Origin of the sequence: Lacisediminimonas sp. (assembly GCF_030645335.1) — a bacterium.
Taxonomy (GTDB): domain Bacteria; phylum Pseudomonadota; class Gammaproteobacteria; order Burkholderiales; family Burkholderiaceae_D; genus Lacisediminimonas.
Genome location: NZ_JAUSNH010000254.1, coordinates 1 through 22,105, shown reverse-complemented (window position 1 = coordinate 22,105; position 22,105 = coordinate 1). Strand labels below are relative to the sequence as shown.

Genomic DNA, 22,105 nt, shown 5'->3' with positions numbered 1-22,105 from the left:
ATCAGCGATGTGGTGCTGAGCGTGCCGGCATTCAGTGCCAGGTCAACATCGCCAGTGCTGCTGGCATCGACCCGGCCGATGGTCACGGTCTGCTCGGCATTGCGTTGCAGGTCGACGTGGATGTCGCCGCTGCCGGCCGTCAGGCCGGTGATCACTGGCGCCGACACCACGATGGCGTCGGCTGCGCTGCCGATGCGGGATCCGGCCAGCGTCACCGCGCCGGTGCTGGTGGCAATGTCCAGGTTGGCGCCGGCGCTGCCGGTCAGTGCGCCGGATGCATTGACCACCACATTGCCAGCGCCGCCGTTGAGCGCGCCCAGCACGATATTGCCGCCGGCGCTGGAGGAGAGCGTGATCGCGCCGTTGGTCGTGACCGTGCTGTCGGCCGCCATGTTGATGCCGCCCGCGCCGGCGGTGAGGGTGACCGCCGCGCTCTTGCTGGCGGCCAGGCTGGAACCGCCTTGCAGCGTGATTGCGCTGCCGCTGATGGCGATAGCGCCGCCAGCGCTGCTGTCGCCGCTGATCACGACGTTACCGCTGTTGGCAATCGAAATCCCTTGTCCGGCAGTGACGCCGTTCAGGGTGACGGTGCCGGTGACTCCGGATATCGACACGCCCTGCAGGTAGTAGCCCGACACTTCCAGGTCGCCGACATGGCTGGTAATGATCAATGATTGCTGGGCGCCGATGATGGCGTCGCCGGAGACATTGAACTCCAGGTTGGTACTGGCCAGGTTGCCGGCCGGATTGCGGGCGTTGGCGGTGAAATCGCGGCCAATGATGTCCAGATCGACCAGCAGGTCCGAACTGTCGTCGGCCGTCACTTCCGTCACGAAGCCTGCGGTGCGCAAGGTGATGTCGCCTTGCGTGCGGGCGTCGATACGGTCGACCAGGATGCCGCCGGCGCCGGCGACAAACAACATCTGGTTGCCGTTGACGTCGCTGGTAAAGCGCGCGTCGTCGACGGTCAGCGTGCCGCCGGTCGTCACCTCGATACTGCCGCTGGCCAGCGAAGCCGTCAGCCGCAGGTCGCCGCTGTTGTCCAGCGCCATGCCGCTGCCGTTGGCTGCGCCCAGTAACGTCGAGTTCAGGCTTGCCGTCTGTACGTCAGTGCGCAGGTCGATGGTCGACGCTGTATTGACCACAAGGTTTTTGGCCTGCAGCACTTGCGTCTGGTTGGAAATCGCGCCGGATGTAGTACGCAGGCTGGCAGTTCCGGTCGCATCGATACTGATCCTATCCATATCCAGCGCCTGGCTGGCGACGATATCGACATTGCCGGCGGTGCCGGCGGCGTCGATGTTGATGCGGTTGTAAGCCACCGCAGCCTGGTTCAGCCGGATCAGCGCCGAGGTGTCGTTGACCAGCTTGACTGCCAGCGATGTTTCAGCCCGTGCCTGCGCCGAGACATCGATCAGCGCCTTGCCGACTACCTGCACTTGTGCGCGGGCAGCGCTGGTGAGCGCCGTGCCGACGCTGTAGCCGCCCGACTCCACGCCGCCAATCGCGTACAGCGTGCCACTGCCGTCGGCATTATCCGACAGCAGTTTTTCATTGATTGCCGTCACGACATTATTGGCGCCGACCTCGAAGCGGATCACGTTCTGCACGTACTTGCCGCCGACATTGTCGCGGTAATAATTGCCCTGCGCGGTGTAGTTCGTACTGGTGACATCTGCCGGCAGCGTGCCTTCCTGGTATTCACGGCCGCTGGCCCCGGTGATCACACGCAGGCCGGTCACGGCGTCGCGTGCGGCATAGACGCGCACATTGCTGCCGTCCGCAAACAGGTCGACATCGGCAATCGCCGCGCCCGATGCGCGGCTGATCGGCGCATCAATCAGGATGTCGCGATGCGACTGTAGCGACAGGCGGTCCTGGGCGGCATTGGCGCCGTTGATCTTCAGCGCCGATGTCACTTCGATGGTGTCATCCGACGTTACCGTCAACTGCGACGCGGTATAGCTGCGTGCCTGCGCGCTCGTGCCAACCAGTTGCGTGGTGGGCAGCGTGAAGGCGCTTCCGGTATGGAATTCAATGCTCTTGGGTGCGTCCAGCCATTGCGATGCGTGGATAGCCAGGCTGCCGTGGGCGTCCAGCACCAGGTGGGCGCCGGTAGTGACGCTGCCGCCATCGGCCAGCGAGCGGATTTCGACGTCGCTGTTCTCCGAACGCAGGGTCAGTGTGTTGTCACTGCCGGCTGCACTGGCCTTGAACACGTCGAGGGCGGCATCCGAAACAATGGAGAGATCGCCGTTGATCGCAGCCACATCGGTCACACGCAAACGCGTGCGCTCGGTCGCTTGCCATGCCGACACGCCGCTTGGCGTGATGCGGTCGGTGATGGCGATGTCGCCGCTGCTGCTGTCGACATCGCGCAGTTCCGCCACCGACACATCCAGCGTGATACCGCCCTGCGCGTGCAGCGACAGCGCGCCGCCGGCGACATAGCGGGTGCCATCAGTGGCGGTGAGCACCGGTGCGCGGGTGACAATATGGGTGTCGCTGCCCGCGCCGCTGATGCTGCCGCCGGACGTGATGCTGATATCGGTGACCTGCGCCGACAAGTCCAGCCCGTCGCTGCCGGTCGGCGCAACCGTGCGGCTGCCACTGCGCCCCGCCTCGACATCGGCCAGCACGATGCCCGCCGGCGTGTTGAGCGTGATGCTGCCGTCATAGGTGCGCAAGCCGGTGACATTCAGGATGCCGCCGAGCGTGGTGGAAAGGTCGAGGTCGCCGCGCCGCTGCACCGTTGCATTCAGGCTGCCGACGGCCAGGTTTGTCAGGCTAGCGCCAGTGCCGGTGGTCAGGGACAAAGCGCTTCCCGACACCAGCGAGCCGGCAAGCTGGGAAACGGTGGCGCCAGCTGTCAGCGTCAGTGCACTGCCGGTGATGTCATCAATCACCAGGCCATCGGCTGCGCCGCTGGCAAGGCTGACCGCACTGCGCGCAGCCGCACTGCCGGCGCTGACCGAGCGCGCCGTCAGCGCCCCCTGGGCGGCAATCGTGACGCTGCCGCTGGCCGCGCTGACTACTGTGGCATCAAGATCGCCCCAGGCGGACAGACGGATCAATCCGCCGGCAGCACCGGTGCCGGTACTGCGCGCCGTCAGCGTGCCCGCTTCCAGTTCCAGCGCGCGGCTATTGGCCGCGTCGCCGGTGATGCTGCCGCTGGCCAGCAAAGTCATGGCTGCGGCCGACAGCGAATTATTGCTGCTGTAAATTGCGCCCAGCGCCGCCTGCACCGTCATGCCGTGGCTTGCCGCCGCGCGGCTGCCGTTCAGGCTGACGTTGCCGCCCGCGGTACCGGCGGTGAGCGTGATGTCCCGTGCCGACAGGTCGGTTTGCACATTGCCGGTAATGGATGCGACGCCGCCGGCGCCGGCCGTGACCGCCAGCGTGCCACCTGCCGCCACCACGGAATTGAGCGCAATGCTGCCCAGCGCCGCCAGGTTGACGGCGTCCGCCGCGGCCAACTGGCCGTCGAGGCTCATGCCGGCGCCCGCTACCAGGCTGATGTCGGCGCCGCTGACAGCGTCCAGGCTGCCTGCCGCTACATCGATGCCGGCCGTCAGGATCGACTTGCCGCTGATGCTTACGCTGCCACCGGCAGTGGCCAGGATCGAACCGGCCGATCGCAATTCGGATGCTGCGGCGATGGCATTGACCACGCCAGTGGGCATCTTGCCGCTGATGCCAAGGTCACGCGCGGCATTGAGCACGATGCCGGATTCGTCGCCAATGCCATTGGCATTGATGATGCCGGCGATCAGGATATCCCGCCCGGCGTCGACCGACAGGCTGGCCGCATTGATCGCGTCACCGGAAAATTGGCCATAGGCCAGTTCGCTGTCGTCGTAGATCCGGATCGAGCGGGTGGTCGGTACATCGACATACACCGGCACCTCGTTGTACAAGGTGACGTAAGACGTTTCGATGACCTTGGTCAGGTTGATCTCGGTGCGGAAGCTTGGCACCATTTCGATCTTGTCGGTGGTGTTGCTGACCCACTCGTAATCGAGCGTGTTGCGCTTGTCGTAAATCGCGTGCGAGTTGCTGGCCCAGTTGAAATCGTAGTCATAGAAATATTCGTTGTCGATTTTCCAGGCCCAGTAACTGGTGTCCTGCCATTCGCTGACGATCATTGAACTGGCGTGCCAGTAGACGAAACCGTCCCACCACTGATACCCCGCCCCGCCCCAACTTCCGGTGCCGTAGGTCTCGGAGTAGCCGTTATAGTTGGCATGCTCGTAGAAGGTGACCTGCATCGGGCCGGTCCACCAGGCCGCCTCGACGTCGTCGTTCAGCGCGTCGCCGACATACGGGTAATAGCCAGCCTCAAACGGGCCCCAGCGATACGCCCAGTCGGTCTCTTCGTACAAATACATCTGAGCGCCGGTCTGTGCATACGGGCTCCAGTAACCTTGCGAAATCCAGTCGTAGTAAAAGTTGTAGCCGACGTTGGCGATATAGCGCGCGCCATAGTTGCCGTTCCAGTTCAGCGCGGCGGTCTCGTTGTAATAACCGGACGGTGCATAGGTGTAACGGCCGTGGATGTCGTAACCAGCGGCGTCATTGCCATTGGTCGCCCAGTCCGGCACATAGGCAGTGCGCGCTGCGTTGGCGCCGGTGCGGCCGTCGATGATGTCGAAGTAGCGGGTGCCGCTGCCAAGGTAGTTCACGTCCCAGCGGGCGGGCGAATTGTCCACGTCCCAGGTCATGGCACCATTCCAGTAGTACGACTGGTAGGCCGACTTGTCCTGCACATAGCGCGCCACCGCGCTGTCGCGGTAATTGCCGACATGCTCGTTGAATGCCGTCGGATTGCCCTGGCTGACCACGCGCAGCACGTCCTCTGCCGCGCCGACCGGCATGCTGATCCATTTGTCTTCCCAGCCGGACACCGGCATGTTGACGATATGGGTCGGCGTGCCGGCCTGGCTCCAGTCTGGCGTCCAGTTGCCCACCGTCGGGTTGCCGTTGATCACGCGATGCACCTTCATGTCGCTGGCAGAGAAGGTGTACAGCTTCTTGTAGCCCAACTGGCTCAGCACGGCGCCGCGCTGCACGTCGTTGAGCACGCTGAAGTCCTCTGGCCTGCCCTTGGCGTCCGTGCCCGGAGCACTGCCGGGGGGCCATACGATGACCTTCCCGGTGCCGGCCGAGTTGGCCGAATTGCGGTAATCCACGCCTTCGATGAAGAATTCGCGCTTGGTCGTGCCGTTCCAGTAACCGTCCTGGGTCAGCCGCACGTCCATCGTGTTGTAGGTGTAGCCGGTCTTGATCGCGACCGGATCGTCGGCCACGATGTCTTCGGTCTGGACCCACTTGACGACATCGACCGGGATGATCTGGTCGACCTCGGAGACATAGCCCTGCAGCACTGGCACGAAGATGGTTTCGGTGCTGATGATCGGCGTGAGTACGGTTTTGGAATCGTCGGCGCGGAAGGCGTCGGCGTCCAGCACCACGTCGTCACCGGCCAGCAGGCTGACCGTGCCATCGGCCTCGATCGCACCGGTGCCGCGAATCGTGAAGCTGCCGTGGCCCAGGCTGGCCTGCAATACTTCACCGCGTGCTGCTGCGTCAGTCACCGCAGCCGACAGTCCGGCCCGTACCTCGACCGTGTCGCCGGACTCCAGCTTGCCGTACAGGGTCACGTCCAGCGCGGCATTGAGCAGCAGCCGGTGCTGCGACACGATGGTGCCGGAAATGTGCAGCATGTTGCCGCGCAGATGGACCAGGTCCTGCGCCACGATCTGCACTTCCTGGTTCCAGTCGGTGGCACCATCGGCCAGGATGTTGCCGCTGGCGATGATCTCGATCACGCCGGCGTCGCCGCGGGTCTTGAGCAATGCGCCATTCAGTGCGTTGATGTTGTGACCACGAACATCGATGCGGTCGGTGGCGCTGAAATCGCCGGACAGGTAGACGTCGCCCAGCGTGCTGCCGGCGATCAGGATGGCCGAGGGCCGTGACTTGATGCGCAGCTCGTCAACGTAAGGCTGGCCAAAAGTACCGTCGAGTTGCAGCGTGCCATTGCCGTGCACGCTGATGGTGCCGCCTTCTCCGGTATCGACAATCGCGCCGGAACGGCGGATCGGATCGCCGCCCAGCACCGGCACCTCGCTGGCGCCGATTTCCAGGCCCGCCTCATCGATATAGTTGCCGCTGCTGTTGACCAGGTAGCCGAACTGATCCATCAGCCGGTCCTGCCCGTCGACGAAATAGCCGCTGCGCATCTGGTACACCAGCGCCGTGCTGAGCACCGAGATGCCGCTGGCATCGGTGAGGCCACCCGACAGGCGCACGCTCGCATCGGCGTTGATGATGCCGTCGACCTTCAGTTGCCGGCCGGCGCTGGCGGCAATGGTTCCGCCCGCTTCCACCGCCCGCACGAAGCCGTTGACATGCACGTCTTTCAGGCCGCCGATGCTGATTGCGCCACTGGCCGTGCCGTCTGCATTGCGGCTGGCGACCAGGCTGTTATTGTCGATCAGCAGGCCAAGCCCGGCGCTGTTGCCGACGCTGGCGCCGCTGCCGCCCTGCAAGTTGATGTTGCCGGTGGCCCGGACATTGCCACCGCTGTCGCGTGTCACACCCGGCATGCCGAGTTTGGCGCCAAGCTGCAGCAAGTTGCTGGCGCTCACACTGACCGTGGCCTGGTCGGCTATTGCACTGGCCGATCCATTGGCCCATTGCGCGCCGGCATGCACTTCGCCGGCGATCATGATCGTGGCGGCATCGATGTTGATGGTCGACGCCATTTCGTCAGTCAGCAGCAGCACGCCGGCATTGACGCCGACATGGTTGCTGGCGTCGAGTTCGATCCGGCTGCCGGCCTGGATCACGGCGCCCAGCTGCGCACTGGGCGCGCCGCTGACCGGGCTGCCGAATACGATATTGCCGGCATTGATGCTGAGGGTGGAAACGTCCCACACGGTATCGAAAATCTCGACCGTGTCACCGGCCGAGATGGACAGGTCGCCGCTGACGTCGAAGTTGCCGCGCAATAGCATGTCGCGATCCGCCGTCAGGCGGACTTCGGGCGTTGCCGCTGCCACGCCGCTGGCCACGTACGTACTGGTGACCGGGCCGTCGATGATCAGGTCACGACCAGTGATGTCGAGCTGTCCGGATGTCACGACCCGTCCGGTGGTCCGGTCGACCAGCACCGTGCCAAGGTCGGAATTGATCAGGATTTCGCGCGCCGTACCCGCTTCATAGACGCCGCCGACTGCACCGGCGATGATCACGTCGTTGGTGCCGGACAGGGTGATGCTGCCGGCGCCGCCGTCGGTTGCGACGAAAGCCGTGCTGGACAGGGTCAGGCTGTCCTGGCCGGCAATTTCTGTGCCGTCGCCGCCATGCAGATAGACCTGGTCATTGGCCTCAATGCGGCCTTCTATGGTCAGGCTACGGCCGGAGGTGATGGTGACGTCGCTGCCGTCGCCGCGGGCAAAGATATCGCCCGCGATCAGGCCATTGACGCCGGCGTTGAAGCCAATCGAGCCATCGACCGTTTCCAGCACGCCGGTAATGTCGAGTTCGATATCGCGACCCGATTGCGACACGCCGCTGTTCAATTCAATCGCATGCTCGGCACGCACCTGGCCGGCGATATAGATGCGGGCGTTGGAGGCGCCGGACGAAGTGATGTTGACCACGGAACCGTCGCCCTGCGCATCGAGCGCATACAGGCCGGCGGCAAAATTCGCGCTCGCCACCAGGTTCACGCTGCTGGCCGCGCTCAGGTTGATTTCGCTGCCATCGCGGGTAGTCGTGATGTGGGCCGAGCCAAGCAGCACCAGGCCCTTGCCGTAATGCCGCTGTTCGATGTCGATCAGTTGATTATTTGCATCGAGTGCAGCCACACGGGTGTCAGTGCCGCCGACCAGGTTGATCTCCTTGCCGGCCGTCAGGTCGCGGCCGATCTTCAACTGGCGATCGGCACGGATGGAAATGGTGGAATCGGCATCGTTGAGGTGGATGGTGTTGCCCACCACCGAGCCATTCTCGCGGATCTCTTCCAGCCTGCCGCCGGCCAGCAGCACGCCCTGCACGTCAACGTCGCCGACGCCGCGGATGTCGATGTCGCCGGCGGCGCGCACGCTGCCATCGGCATTGACGGTGCCGTTGACCAACAGTTTGGAAGCCGCGTGCACCAGCACGCCCATGCCGCTGGCGTCTGCGCCGCCATCAATCGTGATGCGACGGCTGGCATTGAAGGTGCCGCCAGTCTGGACCGGCACGCCGAATGCGGACAAGGTATTGCCGCCTATAAAGGCGCGCTGCGCAGCCCGCACCGTGATATCGGAATCGCGACCGGACCAGGTGACGGTCTGGCTACTCAATTCGCCATCCTCGCCGAAGGTCTGGAACAACTGGCCGCCGCTGTTCAAGGTGCCCATGATTTCCAGCCCGCTGCCGCTGGATACCGCCAGCGTACTGCCGCTGCCGCCGGCGCCCAGGCCGGCCGCCGTGATGCCACCGACGGTGCTGATCAGCAAGCCCAGGCCATTGTCGTCGCTGCCGGCCACGCCGCCATTGACGCTGACATCGCCACTGGCGAGCAAGCCCGATTCCAGCCGCACTTGTTGCCCGGCGCTGACCGTGACCGAGGCGCCCTCGCCATTGAACAGCACGCCGTTTTCGCCGATCGCGCCGCCGGCCACGATCACGCCCATGATATCGACGTCCTCGCCACCGCCAACTGTCACGCTGCTGCCAGCGTCGCTGGTGCGCACGGTGCTGGTGGCATGCACGTAGACGCTGGTGCCGCGCGCATCGGCATGGGCAGCCGATCCGCCCAGTGCCGCGCCGTCCACGCCGACACCGCCATACAGGTTCAGGCCGGCAGTCGCAGTGGTGAAGCCTTCGACATACAGGAATTCATTGGACTGCAGCGTCAGCGTTGAATCCGCGCCCAGTGCATTGACGTTGCCGCGCAGGATCACGTCCTGGTCGGAACGCAGCACCAGGTCGGCGCCGTCGCCCAGGCTGGTGACGGTGCCGGTGACCAGCATGCCGTAGCCGCCGGTATGGGGAACCAGGTAATGGTCCGGGCTGACCGCGGCAATGCGCTCGAAATACGCCGTCTTGTTGAAAATCGCATAGCGCGGCTGGTAGTCGGCATGCAAGGGGTCGCCGTAATCGGCGTTGTCGTATTTCTGGGCGCCGGAAGCCAGCGCCATCGAGCCGGAGGACGAGACCGAACCGCCCAGCAGCATTTCGCCCGACGAACGCAGGTTGACCACGCCATCGTCGCCGGTAATGTAAGCCTCAAGACCCTCATCGCCGGTACGGAAGGCCACGCCGGCACGGATTGCCGAGCCGGGATTGACCGCCACCACATCCGCAGAAGCCAAGTCCAGCGTGACCGACTGGCCCAGTCCGCGCACGTCGGCGCCTTCCACCACCAGCAGCGCGCCGCCGGCATCCAGGTCGAGCCGGGCATGGTCGCCATCGACGCTGATCATGCCGCGGATTTCAATGCCAGCAGCGGTGTCGATGCGCAGCACGCTGCCATCATTCAACACGCTGGTCAGGCTGCCGCCGTCGAACTGCAGGCTGTTGGCGCCATACGGCGGCACGTACCAGGCGTCGCTGCTTGGGGTGCCGGTGACATTGATCGTCAGGCTGTCCTGGCCGGTCAGGTTACCGGTGATGATCGCCTGCTCGCCGATCTGCAGCACCAGGTCTTTCGCCATCACGCCCGAATCGGGCAAGCCATACGGGTCCTGCACGTTCTGGCTCTGCACCTGCAACTTGCGCGCTTGCAGGGTCAGCAAGTCATCCGGGCTCTCGACATCGCCGGCGACCGTCATCACGTCGGACTTGATGGTGGCGGTGTCGCGGAAAGACGATTCCCGCGCATTGGCGGGACGCTGCACGTTCGGATAGAACTTGACCGACTCGGCGTACTTGATATCGCCCAGCCACATCGCATTGCCCAGCGCAGTGCGGCCAATGAACAGGCCGGTAAAACCGTCAGCCAGCGCAGCCAGGTCGCGGCCCGACAGGTACATCGCCGGCTGGCTGGTCTGCAAGGGGCTGTTCTCTTCCTGGTCCAGGCCGGTATTGGTTTCCGCAGCCGACCCGAGGTAGTAGCGCCAGACATTGCTGTGCGCCTGCATGCTCAGCTCGCCGCTGCCGACCAGCTGGCTGGTGCCGCTGCTGAAATCCATGTCGTCAGCGGTCAGCGTGATATCGGCGCCGGCCTTGAGCGTGGTCAGCGTACCGCTCGCCAGGCTCAGCAGGGAATCGACACCGACCAGGTCGATGCTCAGGTCGCCCTGCGCCACTTCCACTGCAATGCCGCTGCGGGTGCCGGCAATGACCTGCTTCCACGCCGCCGGTGCGCTGTCGTCCCAGGCCTGGGTCGCTTCCCATTGGTCCGAGGCCGGGTTGCCGTCGATCACGTAGCCGGGATTTTCCGGGCTGACCAGGCTGCGCTCTTCACGCAGCACCAGGTCATTGTCTTCAATGATCGTGACATTGCCGCTGCCGTGGCTGGCGGTGGTTACGGTCAGTTCGCCAATGCGCGTTTGCAAGGGCTTGGCCAGCGTGCCGATACCGTTCTTGGTCTCGATCAGCACATAGGCGTTTTCGCCGATGATCTTCTTGTTGCCGGTATTGAGCAATGCGCCATCGGCCGACTGGATCCGCATCCAGCCGCCGCCATCGCCGCCCTGCGCTGCCGAGGCAGACGAATACAGGTTGGCATTGAGCTCGATGTTGGCATTGTTGCCGTAGGTGCGCAGGTCGACATGGCCGTTGGCCAGGGCCGTGATGTCCTGCGCGACATTCAGGGTCTTGACCGACTCCATCACCACGCTGGCGGCCTGCATCGCGCTTTGCTGGTAAATGCTGGCGCCCAGACCGCGGAATGCCGTACTGCCCAGGTAACTGGTGGCGACGTCGCCCACCAGGTTGCCAGCCGTGAAGCGGATGTTGCCGCCGAGCGAAGCGATATGCGAGGCGTCGTAGTTGGCGCCCTTGCCTTTCAGGGTCAGCCGTTCCACACCGCTGTCGTTATAGGTGACGACTTCGCGGCCATTGGTGACGCGCTGGTGGTCCAGGCTGATGGCGTCGCCGGAGCGCGTCTGTTCGAGGATGATCTCGTCAAAGCCGCCCGTCGTATCGTTGATGCTGATGGTGCCGGTGCCGAGCGCGGAAGCGGCGCGCCCCATCGTGATGCGGTAGTCGTCAGAACCGCCGGCATCGCCAACGCTAACTGTCCAGTCCGGGAAATCGCTGGCAAGGAATGTGTCGTTGGCCTGGCCCAGCGTGATGCTGACCACTTTGCCGCCGGACAGGCGCACTTCGTCGCCGTCCTGGTTGACGATGCCCACGCCGCGTTTGGCCAGCGACGCCGTGGCGGCGGTGGTCATTGGCGACAGGTCGATATGCGTCTCGCCATCGCGGTCGGTCAGGCTGTCGCTGCCGAAACTGTCTTCGAACACATAAGTGTCGTTGTTGGCGCCGCCGCGCAGGTTGTCGATGCCCAGCCCGCCCCACAGGGTGTCGTCGCCGGCGCCGCCGTCGAGGCGGTCTGCCCCTGCGCCACCCTTGAGCACGTCCGCGCCGGCGCCGCCGGTCAGCCGGTCGTCATCGGCGCCGCCTTCCATCCGGATGCCGCGCGTGACAGTGGCTGCCACCGACAACTGGTCGCGTCCGGCGTCGCCCTTGAGCACGCCGCCGCCGCTGCCGCCGATCAGCTTGTCGTCACCGGCGCCGCCGCTGACGTCGAGTTCTGCGCCGGCCAGGCGCGAAGCGTCAAAAGTGTCATTGCCGGCGCCCATGTTGGCGACCACTTTCGTGACACCGCTATAGCTCTGGTACCAGTTGTCGAATTCAATATTGACGTTGCCGCCCGAGCCGGACAGGATGAATGTCTCGTTGCCGTCGGTGACATCGAAATACTCGCGCAGTGCGGCCCGATCGCCGGCATTCACATACAGCGTGTCGCCGACCTGGGTCGCCAGGTAGGGTTGCACGCGCGGTGCGTTGTATTCGTAGTTGAACAGGTTGATGCGGAAAATATCTTCGTCGAACAAGGTCACCGAGGTGAACAGCAGCTCCAGTTCGACATATACCGAGGCCACGAAATCGGCGCTCATCTCCAGGTTGAAGAGGTTCTTGAAGCCGCCGTCTTCATACTCGTACATGGTGGCGATTTCAGAACCGCGGATCTTGCCGTCCGAAATCCATTCCACGCTTTGCACATAACCGGCCGCATCCTTGACCAGCTTGGAGCGCGCAATATCTTGCAGGTCGAGGTCGGCAAAGAATTCGATGGCGGCGTTGACCCCGCCCTCTACCAGCCCCAGGTTCAGCGCTGCAGTCAGGCCAACGCTGGCATCGAACATGAATTCCGGCTTTTCCTGGCCGCCGGTACCCGGCACGATCTTGCCGTTGGCAAAAGTCGGCAGGGTCCAGTCGGACACATAGAAGCCGTCCATCGCATCCAGCGGATTGGCGGTCTGGATCGCCTTGCGGATGCCATAGGTGTCGTAGCCGAAGGCCAGGTCGGCAAAGGCGCTGACCGCAGCCGTTGCATAGAAGCGGAAGCTGAATGGCGTGGGCGGCAGCGGGATCGCGCCGAGCAGGAATTTCTGCGAATAACCTGCGCCCAGCAGCGGCAGCTCGTAAGTGAACAGGGTGGCGTCGCCGCCGGTCAGGATTTTCTTCCAGTTGCCGATGTCCTTGACGTATTCCAGGAACTTGAAGCCGCTGCGGTTGGGCGTCGCGCCACCGCCGGTGGACGCGGCCATGACCGCATTCATCTTCTCGATCAGGCCAGGCGCAAACTGCGCCGCCGCGCCTTCCAGCAGGGCTTGCGGATCGACCGCAAAGGACTGCACATTGTCGGTGCCAAAGCCCGTGATGTCGCCCAGCAGGATCTCGCCGGTGTCGGACCAGCTGCGTACCTGGTCCGGCAGGTTCAGGATGAAGCGGGCGGCATTGAAGAAGGCCACCGGGATCTGCGGCTTGCCCTGCGCACGCAGGAAGCCGTTCAGCAAGCCCAGTGGCGTGGGCTCGATGCCGATCATGCTGACGAATTCCATGCCGGGGATCGGGTCGGTCATCATCTCGATGAACGGACGCAACGGCTCCAGCACGCCTTCTATCTGCTCGGTAATTGGCAGCAGCACATCCTTCACCAGCGAGCCGACATCCACCCGCAGGTTTTCGATGCTGACTTGCGGCGCGCCCAGTTTCTGGCCCAGGCGCCAATCCCAGTCGACCAGTAGCTCGCCTTTCAGCTTGGGCATGCCGCTGACGTCCGGCATGTCGAGCACGGCCAGCAGATGGATGTCCGAATTGGCAGTGAAGGCGACCGCAAAGCTCTTGGACAGCGGCGCCGAAATCAGCTGATTGGCGCGCAGGCGTCCCCGGTTGTCGCCCATCATGTCGATACCGAGCTGCACGTCGATGCCGCTGGCATCGAATTCCGGCGTGCTGGTGTCGTTGTCCATGTCGGTCACGGTGGCACGGAAGAACAACAGCGAGCCGGTGGCGCTGAAAGGCGTGACGGTATTGGGGTCGTTCGGCGAGCCGTCCAGATAGGCTTCGGCCGTGATGCGCAGCTCCGGCTTGGTGGCGTCGCTGTTGGTGGTCAGGTAGAAGCCGTCGGACGTGCTGATGCCGAAGCCGAAGTCATAGGCCCAGTCGATTTCCAGCGAGAAGCCGCCGTCGATGTCGAGCGTAAAGCCCGGCAGGTCGAGGTCGAGAGGAATGTCGACGCCGGTATTGACCAGGGTCTGGCCGAGCTTCAAGTTGAACTGGATCGCGTCTGCAGCCGGTGGCAATTCGCCACCCAGCACCCAGTCGGCGATCTTGACGCCGTTCTTGTTGTACCAGGCCGCCTGCACGTCGTCGATCGTGACCTGGCCGTCGCCGGAAATGTCGAGCAAGAGGCCGGCATTGTCCGGCCCCAGCAGGCTGAACAAGGTGGAGCGCGTGATGCCGACCGCTCCGCCCTCGGCAGTCAGCTTGGTGCGCAGGTCGTTGAGGATGCCCACGCGCACGTCGCGCACGAAGTTGCCTACCGAGCCCAGCTTTTCGCCGATGAAAGGAATACTGGTCGTCAGGTTGTCGCCCAGCACATCCTGCACCGTGCCCAGCGCGGAATCGATGCCGTCAATGATGCGGCTCGGGTCGTTCAACATGCCCAGCAGCGAGAATTCACTGAGGAATTCATCGACCTTGTCCTGCACGTTGGGCACACTCACGTTGAACACCTGGCCGATGGACGCGCCACTGCTGATCGCATTCATCACGCCGCCGATGCCCGCCGCTGCCGAGGTCAGCGCAAAGCTGCCGAGCGGGAAGTCGATGCCCGACACTTCCAGCCGCAAGGGCAAGTCGATGCCGATCGCGCCTTCGACCACGTAGCCGATATTGTCGGACAGGCTTTCCGAGTCGAAGTAGTAGCGGCCATCATCGACCACCGTACCGCCGGCCTGGTCGACCTTGACGGTGAAGGTGGCGTAGTCCACGGTGCTGGCGCGGCCATCGCGATCGATCGCGGCCCAGCCGTTCTCCACGCCGAGCTTGACCGCACCGGCATCGAAGCCGAGTTCCAGGTTTTCGCCGGCCACCCGCACGCCGATCGTGGCGCGGGTGCCGCGCGACTGCTCGGGACTGACTGATACTTCGCGCGAGATCGACACATCGCTGAAGGTCTTGACGCTGGCGGGATCGGCCACGCGCAGCTGCTGGCCGGCAAACAATTGCACCTGCACGCCGAGATCCGTGCTGAGGCGATCGGCCAATCCGACGATGGCCGCTTGACGCCGGCCATTGAGTTGGTCGGCGCCAAATTGCTGGTCGCGATTGTCGGATTCGATATCGAGATCGATCGCGCTGTTGACCAGTGCGCTGATGCCTTGCACGCCGGCGCCCGCGGCGATGATGTGCGAACGGAAATCGCCCAGGATGCTGTTGTAGGCACTGTCGCTCAGGCTGCTGCGATTGGCGGCGAAGGATACAGCGCCGAACGCCTGGATCGCCAGCGTCTGGATCCGGGTCGGATTGTAGTCGTACAGGAAAATCTCGGGCGACAGGCCGGAAAAACGCACGCCGGCGTCGATCTGCAAGTTGGCCAGAGCCGACAGCGTGATATTGCCGGCCGCACCCGGGCTGATCGCGTCGACCAGCTCATCGATGAAGTCCATGCCGTCGAATGCGCCGGTGCCCGCCAGCGTCTTCAACTGCGCCAGGTCGAGGCTGAAGCCAAAGCGCTCGGTCAGCACTTTGCCGATATTCAGGTGCAAGTCCAGCGTATCGCCATTCAGGCTCAGCGAGAATTGCTGCTCGGCTGCGGCCAGGCTGTTGTCGTCGTTAATGCCGAGCGCGTCTTCAAACAAGCCTTCTACTTGCTGGATCGCGCTGGCCGGATTGCTGGCGACGGCGTCGATCTGCGCCAGGAAACCGTCGACAAACGGGAAGATATCGGCCAGAGAGCGGTTGATGACCGGCAGCTCGAACGCGTAGAACGGCTGTGATGAAATCGAATCGCGCAGGAATTCAAGGCCGGTGCGCGCGGCGCCGACAATATCTTCCAGGCTCAGGTTCTTGAAGCCGAAGGCGTCGCCCAGGTCCGGCATCACGATCACCAGGTCGTTCGGCAGGATCGCCCCCGACAGCACCAGCGCTTCAAGGTCGACGCCGTACATCGGGTTCTGGTTGATCACCCGCACTTGTCCCGGGTTGAACGGATCGAGGGCGTGGATCGACAATTCAATATTCGGCGCCAGCGGAATGTCGGCGCCCAGGCCGGGGTTCACGCGCAGGCCGCGCAGCGTCGCGCTGGCTTCGCCTTCCAGGTCAAAGCGCAGCGCACTGCCGCCGATTTCAGACAGCGTGAAACGGCGATCCAGCGGATCGTCCGAACCGGGGTCACGATCCAGGCTGATGGACGCGGTGGCGCCCACATGCACGCCCGAGCCGGTGCCGGCGCCGCCGGCGGTAGCGCCGAGGAAGCCGATCTGCACCGCCACTTCGAGGTCGCTTGCGTCCAGGCTTAAGCCAGCCTGCAGCGCGACGTTTTCCACACCGACCGTGAACTGGTTCTCGCGCAATGTGTAGGCGCTGCCGGCAGCACTGGCGCTGGCGGCGCGGTCGAGCACCAGCGTATGCGCATCCTGCATGCTGGCGACGGTATAGCGCTGGCCGCCGATTTCCAGGCCATAGCCGACCATGGTCGAATCAAAAATGAAGCTCTGGTCGGAGAACAGGTTGGCGCCGGCGACAAGCGCACCGCTGTTGCCCAGCAAGGTGCGGCCGTCGAGGTCGGCAAAGAAACCGAGGCTGCCTTCCACAAACGCAGTCACGCTGCCGCGCGCCGAGGTCGACAGCGTCAGGCCCTCGACACCAAAGTCGAGCGCCAGCGGCATTTCCAGCGGCGTGAAGTCCTGGCGGAATGCCAGTGGTACGCCAAAGCTGCGCTGGATCGGATCGAAGGTGATCGACATGCCGGCCGGCAGCACGCCCGAGCGGTTCACGGCGCTGACGAATTCTTGCAACGTGGTGATCTGTTCCAGCGGCTTGTGGATCACTGCGCGCAGGCCGGTCATGCCGGCCGTGGGTGAACCGGCCAGTTCAAGCGTATTGCCGTCGATCACCTGGCGGATGTCGTACACGCCACGCAGCACCTCCTGCCCATCGACCTGCGAATACAGCGACACCGACATGCCTTCATGCAGCGCTTCGTCAAAACCGCCGAAAGGCGTGCGCAATACCGTCGCCGGCTTGCTGCTGGTGACGCCGCTGCCCGATGTCGTGGTGATATTGATCGTCAGGACGGTCGCTGAATTCACCGTCATCAGTTCGACGCGCGGCTTGTAAAAATCGATCTTGTCGTAGACCTGCTGCTTGAAGCCGTCGGCAAACTGGAACACCTGGTCGAGCGTGCTCTCGGCAAACGGAATGGCAGACGTCAATGCGTCGTCCTGCCGGATCGTATCGAGCGCGTCCAGGAAGTCCGGGAACATCAGGATCATGTCGGCAACCGTCATGCCGCTGAAGTCGAGCAACTTGTCGAAGTTTTGCGTGGTGATCGAAAGTCCGGTGCCCGACATCGGGCTGCCGCTCATCAGCAGGCGCGGCGTATTGCCGGCCGACAGGTCCAGTCCCGCCAGTTCGGCATACACCGGCAACACCACCGACACGCTGTCAGTCGTCGTGCTCACGCCCAGGCTGCCGTTGGTGTAGGCGACGCTGCCGGCCAGGTTGAGCGCCAGGCTGCCGGCTTCGCGCGCCTGGTCGCCCAGGCTGACTTCCAGCGGACCGAAGGCGGCCGACACATCGATATCGTCGACGGCCGCTGCCAGCTCGAAATCAAGCTGGTCGAGCTTGAAGCTGGCGCTGCCATCCTGCCAGTCAATGGCGACCCGGAATCCGAGCTGCAGCGCTGCCGACAGGTCGACCTGCAAGTCGCCGTCCAGCGCCAGGCCGAACTCCTCGGCCGCGGCGCCAAAGTTGACCGTGACCTGGTGCTGCGCGGACAGGCGGTTGTTGAATACCAGTTCCAGTCCGGTACTGCCCAGCGCCAGCGTCAGCGCATCGGCACTCACGCCTGGCAGGGTTGGCAGCCAGTGCTCCTGCAGATAGCTCAGCAGGCCGCGCAATGTCGGTTGCTGGATCGCGCCATAACTCGGCGCCGGCAGGCTGCTGGTTCCGACCGGATCGAGGTACTGGCTGGTGTAATCGCCAATGCCGAGCACCTTGTCGATCGCCAGCAATTCCGTCAGCGAACGGTCCAGCACCGGCAAGGTTCGCGCCAGCAGGTTGTCGTTGGTCTGCGTGCCTTCATTGTCGAATGCCGGGCTGATGGACGTCTTCAGCTCGGACAGGGTGTCGCTGACACTGCCAAAGGCGCTGCCCAGCGCGCCATCCAGGATCGCATCGAGTTCGCCCAGGTTGAAGCGCGGCGCGACATTGCCTTGCGTGAAATCGAGCGCCAGCAGCTGGCCGTCGACCGTGACCGACTGGCTGATCGGCGTACCCAGCGTATTGGCTTCGGCAAATACGACGCCGGTCATCGACAGGTTGATCGGCGTGTTGACGACCACATTGCCGCTGCCCTTCAACGCATAACCGGTCGTGCCGTCGGCTTTCTTCATCGCCACCAGCGCCACCCGGCCATCGCTCAGCGCCGCGCCCGCAACGCCGGACACGCCGATGAAGGCCGATACGTCGGCGGCGGCGACCAGGATTTGCTCGCGCCCAGCGACAATCGATTTCTCGATGCTGAAGTCACCCGATAGCGTGGTCAGTCCGGCGATATCGAGCTCGACATCGTCCCCCGCCAGGCTCAACCGGCCATTGCCGTCGAACGAGGCCGTCATCTGGCCGCTCAGCGCCAGCGTGTCCAGTCCTGCAATGCGGATATCGCCGCTGATGCTGCCGCTGCGGCTCAGGTCCGAACCCAGGCGCAACTGACCGGCTGCATTGTCAATGCTGAAGCTGGCGCCACCGACGCTAAAGCCGAAGCTGACATCGACGGCATTGATTTCCCAGGCCGGCACCAGGCCGCTGGTGTCGAGCGACAGGTTGAACTCGCCGGACAGCAAGGCGCCGCCGATGTCGAGCGAGCCAATCACCGGTATCGCCAGCCGCGGCAGCGCCAGGTCGAACACCGCCATGTTGATGCCATCCAGATTGATCGACAGCGGCGCCAGGCTCCAGTCGATCACCGGCACGCCGATTTCCACATCCAGTTCGCCGATCGCGGGCAAGGCCTGGTTCAGTTCCAGCCTGGCCAGTTCCAGCGCCGGCAACTGGTAGCCGGCCACCGTGATGCCGCCGATATCGGCAGTGCTGGTGACCCAGCGCCGCTGCGCGCCGCCCACTTCGGTACTGATCACGACAGCAAAATTGACGTCGCTGATCGCCACGCCAAGATTGGCGCCGCCGGCAAGAACGGCCGCGCTGGCATCGGCGCCGCCCAGCACCAGTTGCGTGACTTCCACGCTGCTGCCATCGCTCAGTGTGAGCGTGGCGGCACCGGCGTTTTCAATGAACAGTTCGCCTTCAGCGCTCAGGATATCGGCCACGTTGGCGGAAATCTGGCCGCGCACCCGTGCTTCGCCGGCCAGCAATTCGACGTTGTACAGGCCGCTGGCCGTGACCACGCCCTGGCTGACGTCACTGCCCCAATCGTTATAGGCAATTTCCAGGCGCTCGGCCTGCAGCGTCAATGCGCTGCCGGCGCTGAAGGCGATCTCGCCCTCGGCCTGGAATGCGCGACGGGTGGTGACCACGCCGTCCGTCTCTTCATATTGCAGCAGCACAGCGCCGCGACCGTCGCTCATGCCGGCGGCCAGGCCGCCGATGTCGAGGTTGCCGCTGACGTTTTCCAGGCCGATGCGGATGTCGGTCGTGGTGGTGTTGCCGACCGTGCGCTGCTCGGAGCGGATCGCCAGGCTGCCGGCCAGCGTGCCAACGCCTTCGACTGTCAGTTCGCCGTCGGTGATCACGACTTCCTGCACCAGCACGCCGTCGTTAAAGCTGACTTGCTGTGCCGGCGTGGACAGTCCGGTCGGGACCAGGATGTCGACCGCGCGGCCCAAAGTATTGATCTGGATGCTGGCGTGGGCCTGCAGGCTGACTGCCGAGCCGAAGCCATTGAGCGCAGCCGTGCCGGACGCGACCAGCGCATAGCCGGCGACGCCGTCGGCGCCGCGCGACAGCACCAGCCCGACTTGCGCATCGCCAATGGCGACGCCGGCGCTGGCCGAGCCAACCGCTGCATTGACTTCGGAGGCGCCGATCAGCAGGTACGAAGGCGGCTGTTCGACCGCGCGCGACAGGCCGGCAACCAGCGTTGGCAGCGCGGCGCCGGAGAGCGGCACGATGCGGTAGGCGCCGGGCGAACCCGCCACTGCTTCTACCCGCACATTGCCTGCACCCACGCCGGGCATGGCTTCGATGGCGGCCAGCAATGCCGCTTGCGCCTGCGCTGCGTTCAGCGCGCCCAGTTCGATGGTCTGCGCCCAGCCGCTTGCGCCGGCAAAGCGCAGGCGCGCCGTGTCGGCCAATTCGCCGCCGGCCAGGCGCAAGTCGAGCGTCTGCACCGGTGCAACTTGCAGGCTGGCCACTGCCGTGCCGGCCAGGCTGCCGCGGAACGCCAGGTCCCAGCCGCCGCCTGCGGCAGCCGCTACCGCACTGACCGCAATATTGCCGCTGCCGATACCGGCCAGCGCTTCCAGCGCCGCCTGCACCTGCGCCGCACTGGCGTTGGCCCCCAGCACCGCGCTGGTCTGGTCGCCGAATGAAATGGCGAAGTTGCCGCTGGCCGCAGCCGGCTGGATGCGCTGCACTTCGCTGCTGCTTGCACCAAGCTGCACCATGCCCAGTGCCGCATCGGGCGCGCGTTCGACGGTGGTGATCTCACCGACCATGACGTCGATGGCGCGGCCGCTGGCGGCGCCGCCAAACGTGACCCGCCATTGCGGATTGCCAGCGCCCACCAGTTGCACCGCGACGTCGCCGCCAGCGGCGGCAAAACTGCTGCTGCCGGAGACGGCCTGGCGCAGCGCCTCGCGCATGTCGTGCGCCGATGCGTTGAAGGCGATTTCGGCGCTGCTGTAGGTATTGCCGAGATAGTCGAAACGCAGCGCAAAACCGCCGTTCAGGTGATCGTCGTACAGGTTCACGAGCTGCACGGCACCGCTCGCCGGCGTGCCGTCGGCTACGGTCTGGATGTTGAACCGGACTTCATTGGACAAGCTCAGCACGCCGGCCATGTCGGCCTTGTAGCCGGTAGCGCTCATGGCAGCAACGTTGCCGGCCTTGGCCGCAGCATGCAAGAGCGTGATGCGGTAGCCTTGCGCCGCCAGGGTCGACGACTGGTCGAAGCTGACTTGCACTTTGCCTGCGCCGACGCCTGGCAGGCTCTCCAGCGCTTCCCGGATCAGGGTGGCCTGGAAGCCCGGGTCCGCCACATAGCGGATGGCGCCGGTGGTGGCGTCGCCCAGCGTCAGCGTGAAACGGTTGCGGCTCAGTGAAATGCCGGCGTCCGGCTGCAGCAACAGGTATTGCACTTCATCGACCGCGGCCGTGGCCTGGGCTTCGAGCGTAATGTCGCCCCAATCGAGCTTGTCGGCAGGATCGTCCGGCGGCGTCATGCGCAAGCCATTGGCTGTTGCCGGCGTGCCGTCCGACAGCAGGACCGCCCGGCCGGAAAGCGCGCCGGTGAATTCGATGCGGAAGCCGGCTTCGCGGCTGCCAGTCACGCTGACATTGCCCGCGCCAATGCCGGTCAGGCCCTGGATGCCGGCGGCAAGATTGGCAGCGAAGCTGGCGTCGTCCAGCAAGGCGCCAGCCTGGTCCAGCGAACTGATGCTGGCTTGTGCCGCGCCGACACTGAACTGGTAGACGCCTTCCCGGAAGCGCTGGCCATCTTGCGATGCGGCTTGCAACAGGAATGCGGTATTGGTCTTGACGCCGCCTTCTGATTGCGTACTGACATCCGCAGCCACGCCTTCGGTCGCGCGTTGAACCACAATTGCCGGCAGCACCGTGGGTGCCGCCTGGCTGGTGACGGAAAACTGGCCGGAAAGGGAGCTAAAGCCAGCCACATCAACTTCGATGGCGCCAGCCAGCTCCAGGCCGCCGGCGGCGTCAAAGCGGGTCACCAGGGTGCCGGAGAGGCTCAATCCGGACACGCCGGTCAGCGCGCCGCTGCCGCTGATGAATCCGCTGCGGCTGCCATCGGCCGCAATCAACAGGCTGCCAGCGCCGTTGTAGAGCGTGACCGTTGCACCATTGGCTTCTACCGCGATGGCGACGTCAGTGGCGGTGATGCGCCAGCTGCGCTCTCCACTGGCGTCCTGTTCCAGCGCTACCGTGAAGCTGCCTTGCATCATGGCGCCGCCCAATGTCAGCGCGCCGTCCACCGGAATTTCGAAGCGGCCGCCCAACGCATCCAGCACCACGCTGCTGGCGTCGTCCAGCGTGATCGTGCGGGCCGATTCGCTCCAGTCGACCACGGCCGCGCCGGCCGTGTCCAGCGCGCTGGTCGCGGTGTCGATCGCGCTGTTGATGTCCAGCGCCAGGCTGGTCAATTGCGACAGGCTGTAGCCGGCCACCGTCG

The 22,105-nt window shown here is 64.6% G+C and carries 1 pseudogene; it reads right to left on the bottom strand.

The window, feature by feature from the left end:
• Nucleotides 1-22,105: pseudogene (locus Q7T64_RS17460) on the bottom strand (hypothetical protein); the annotation flags it as partial.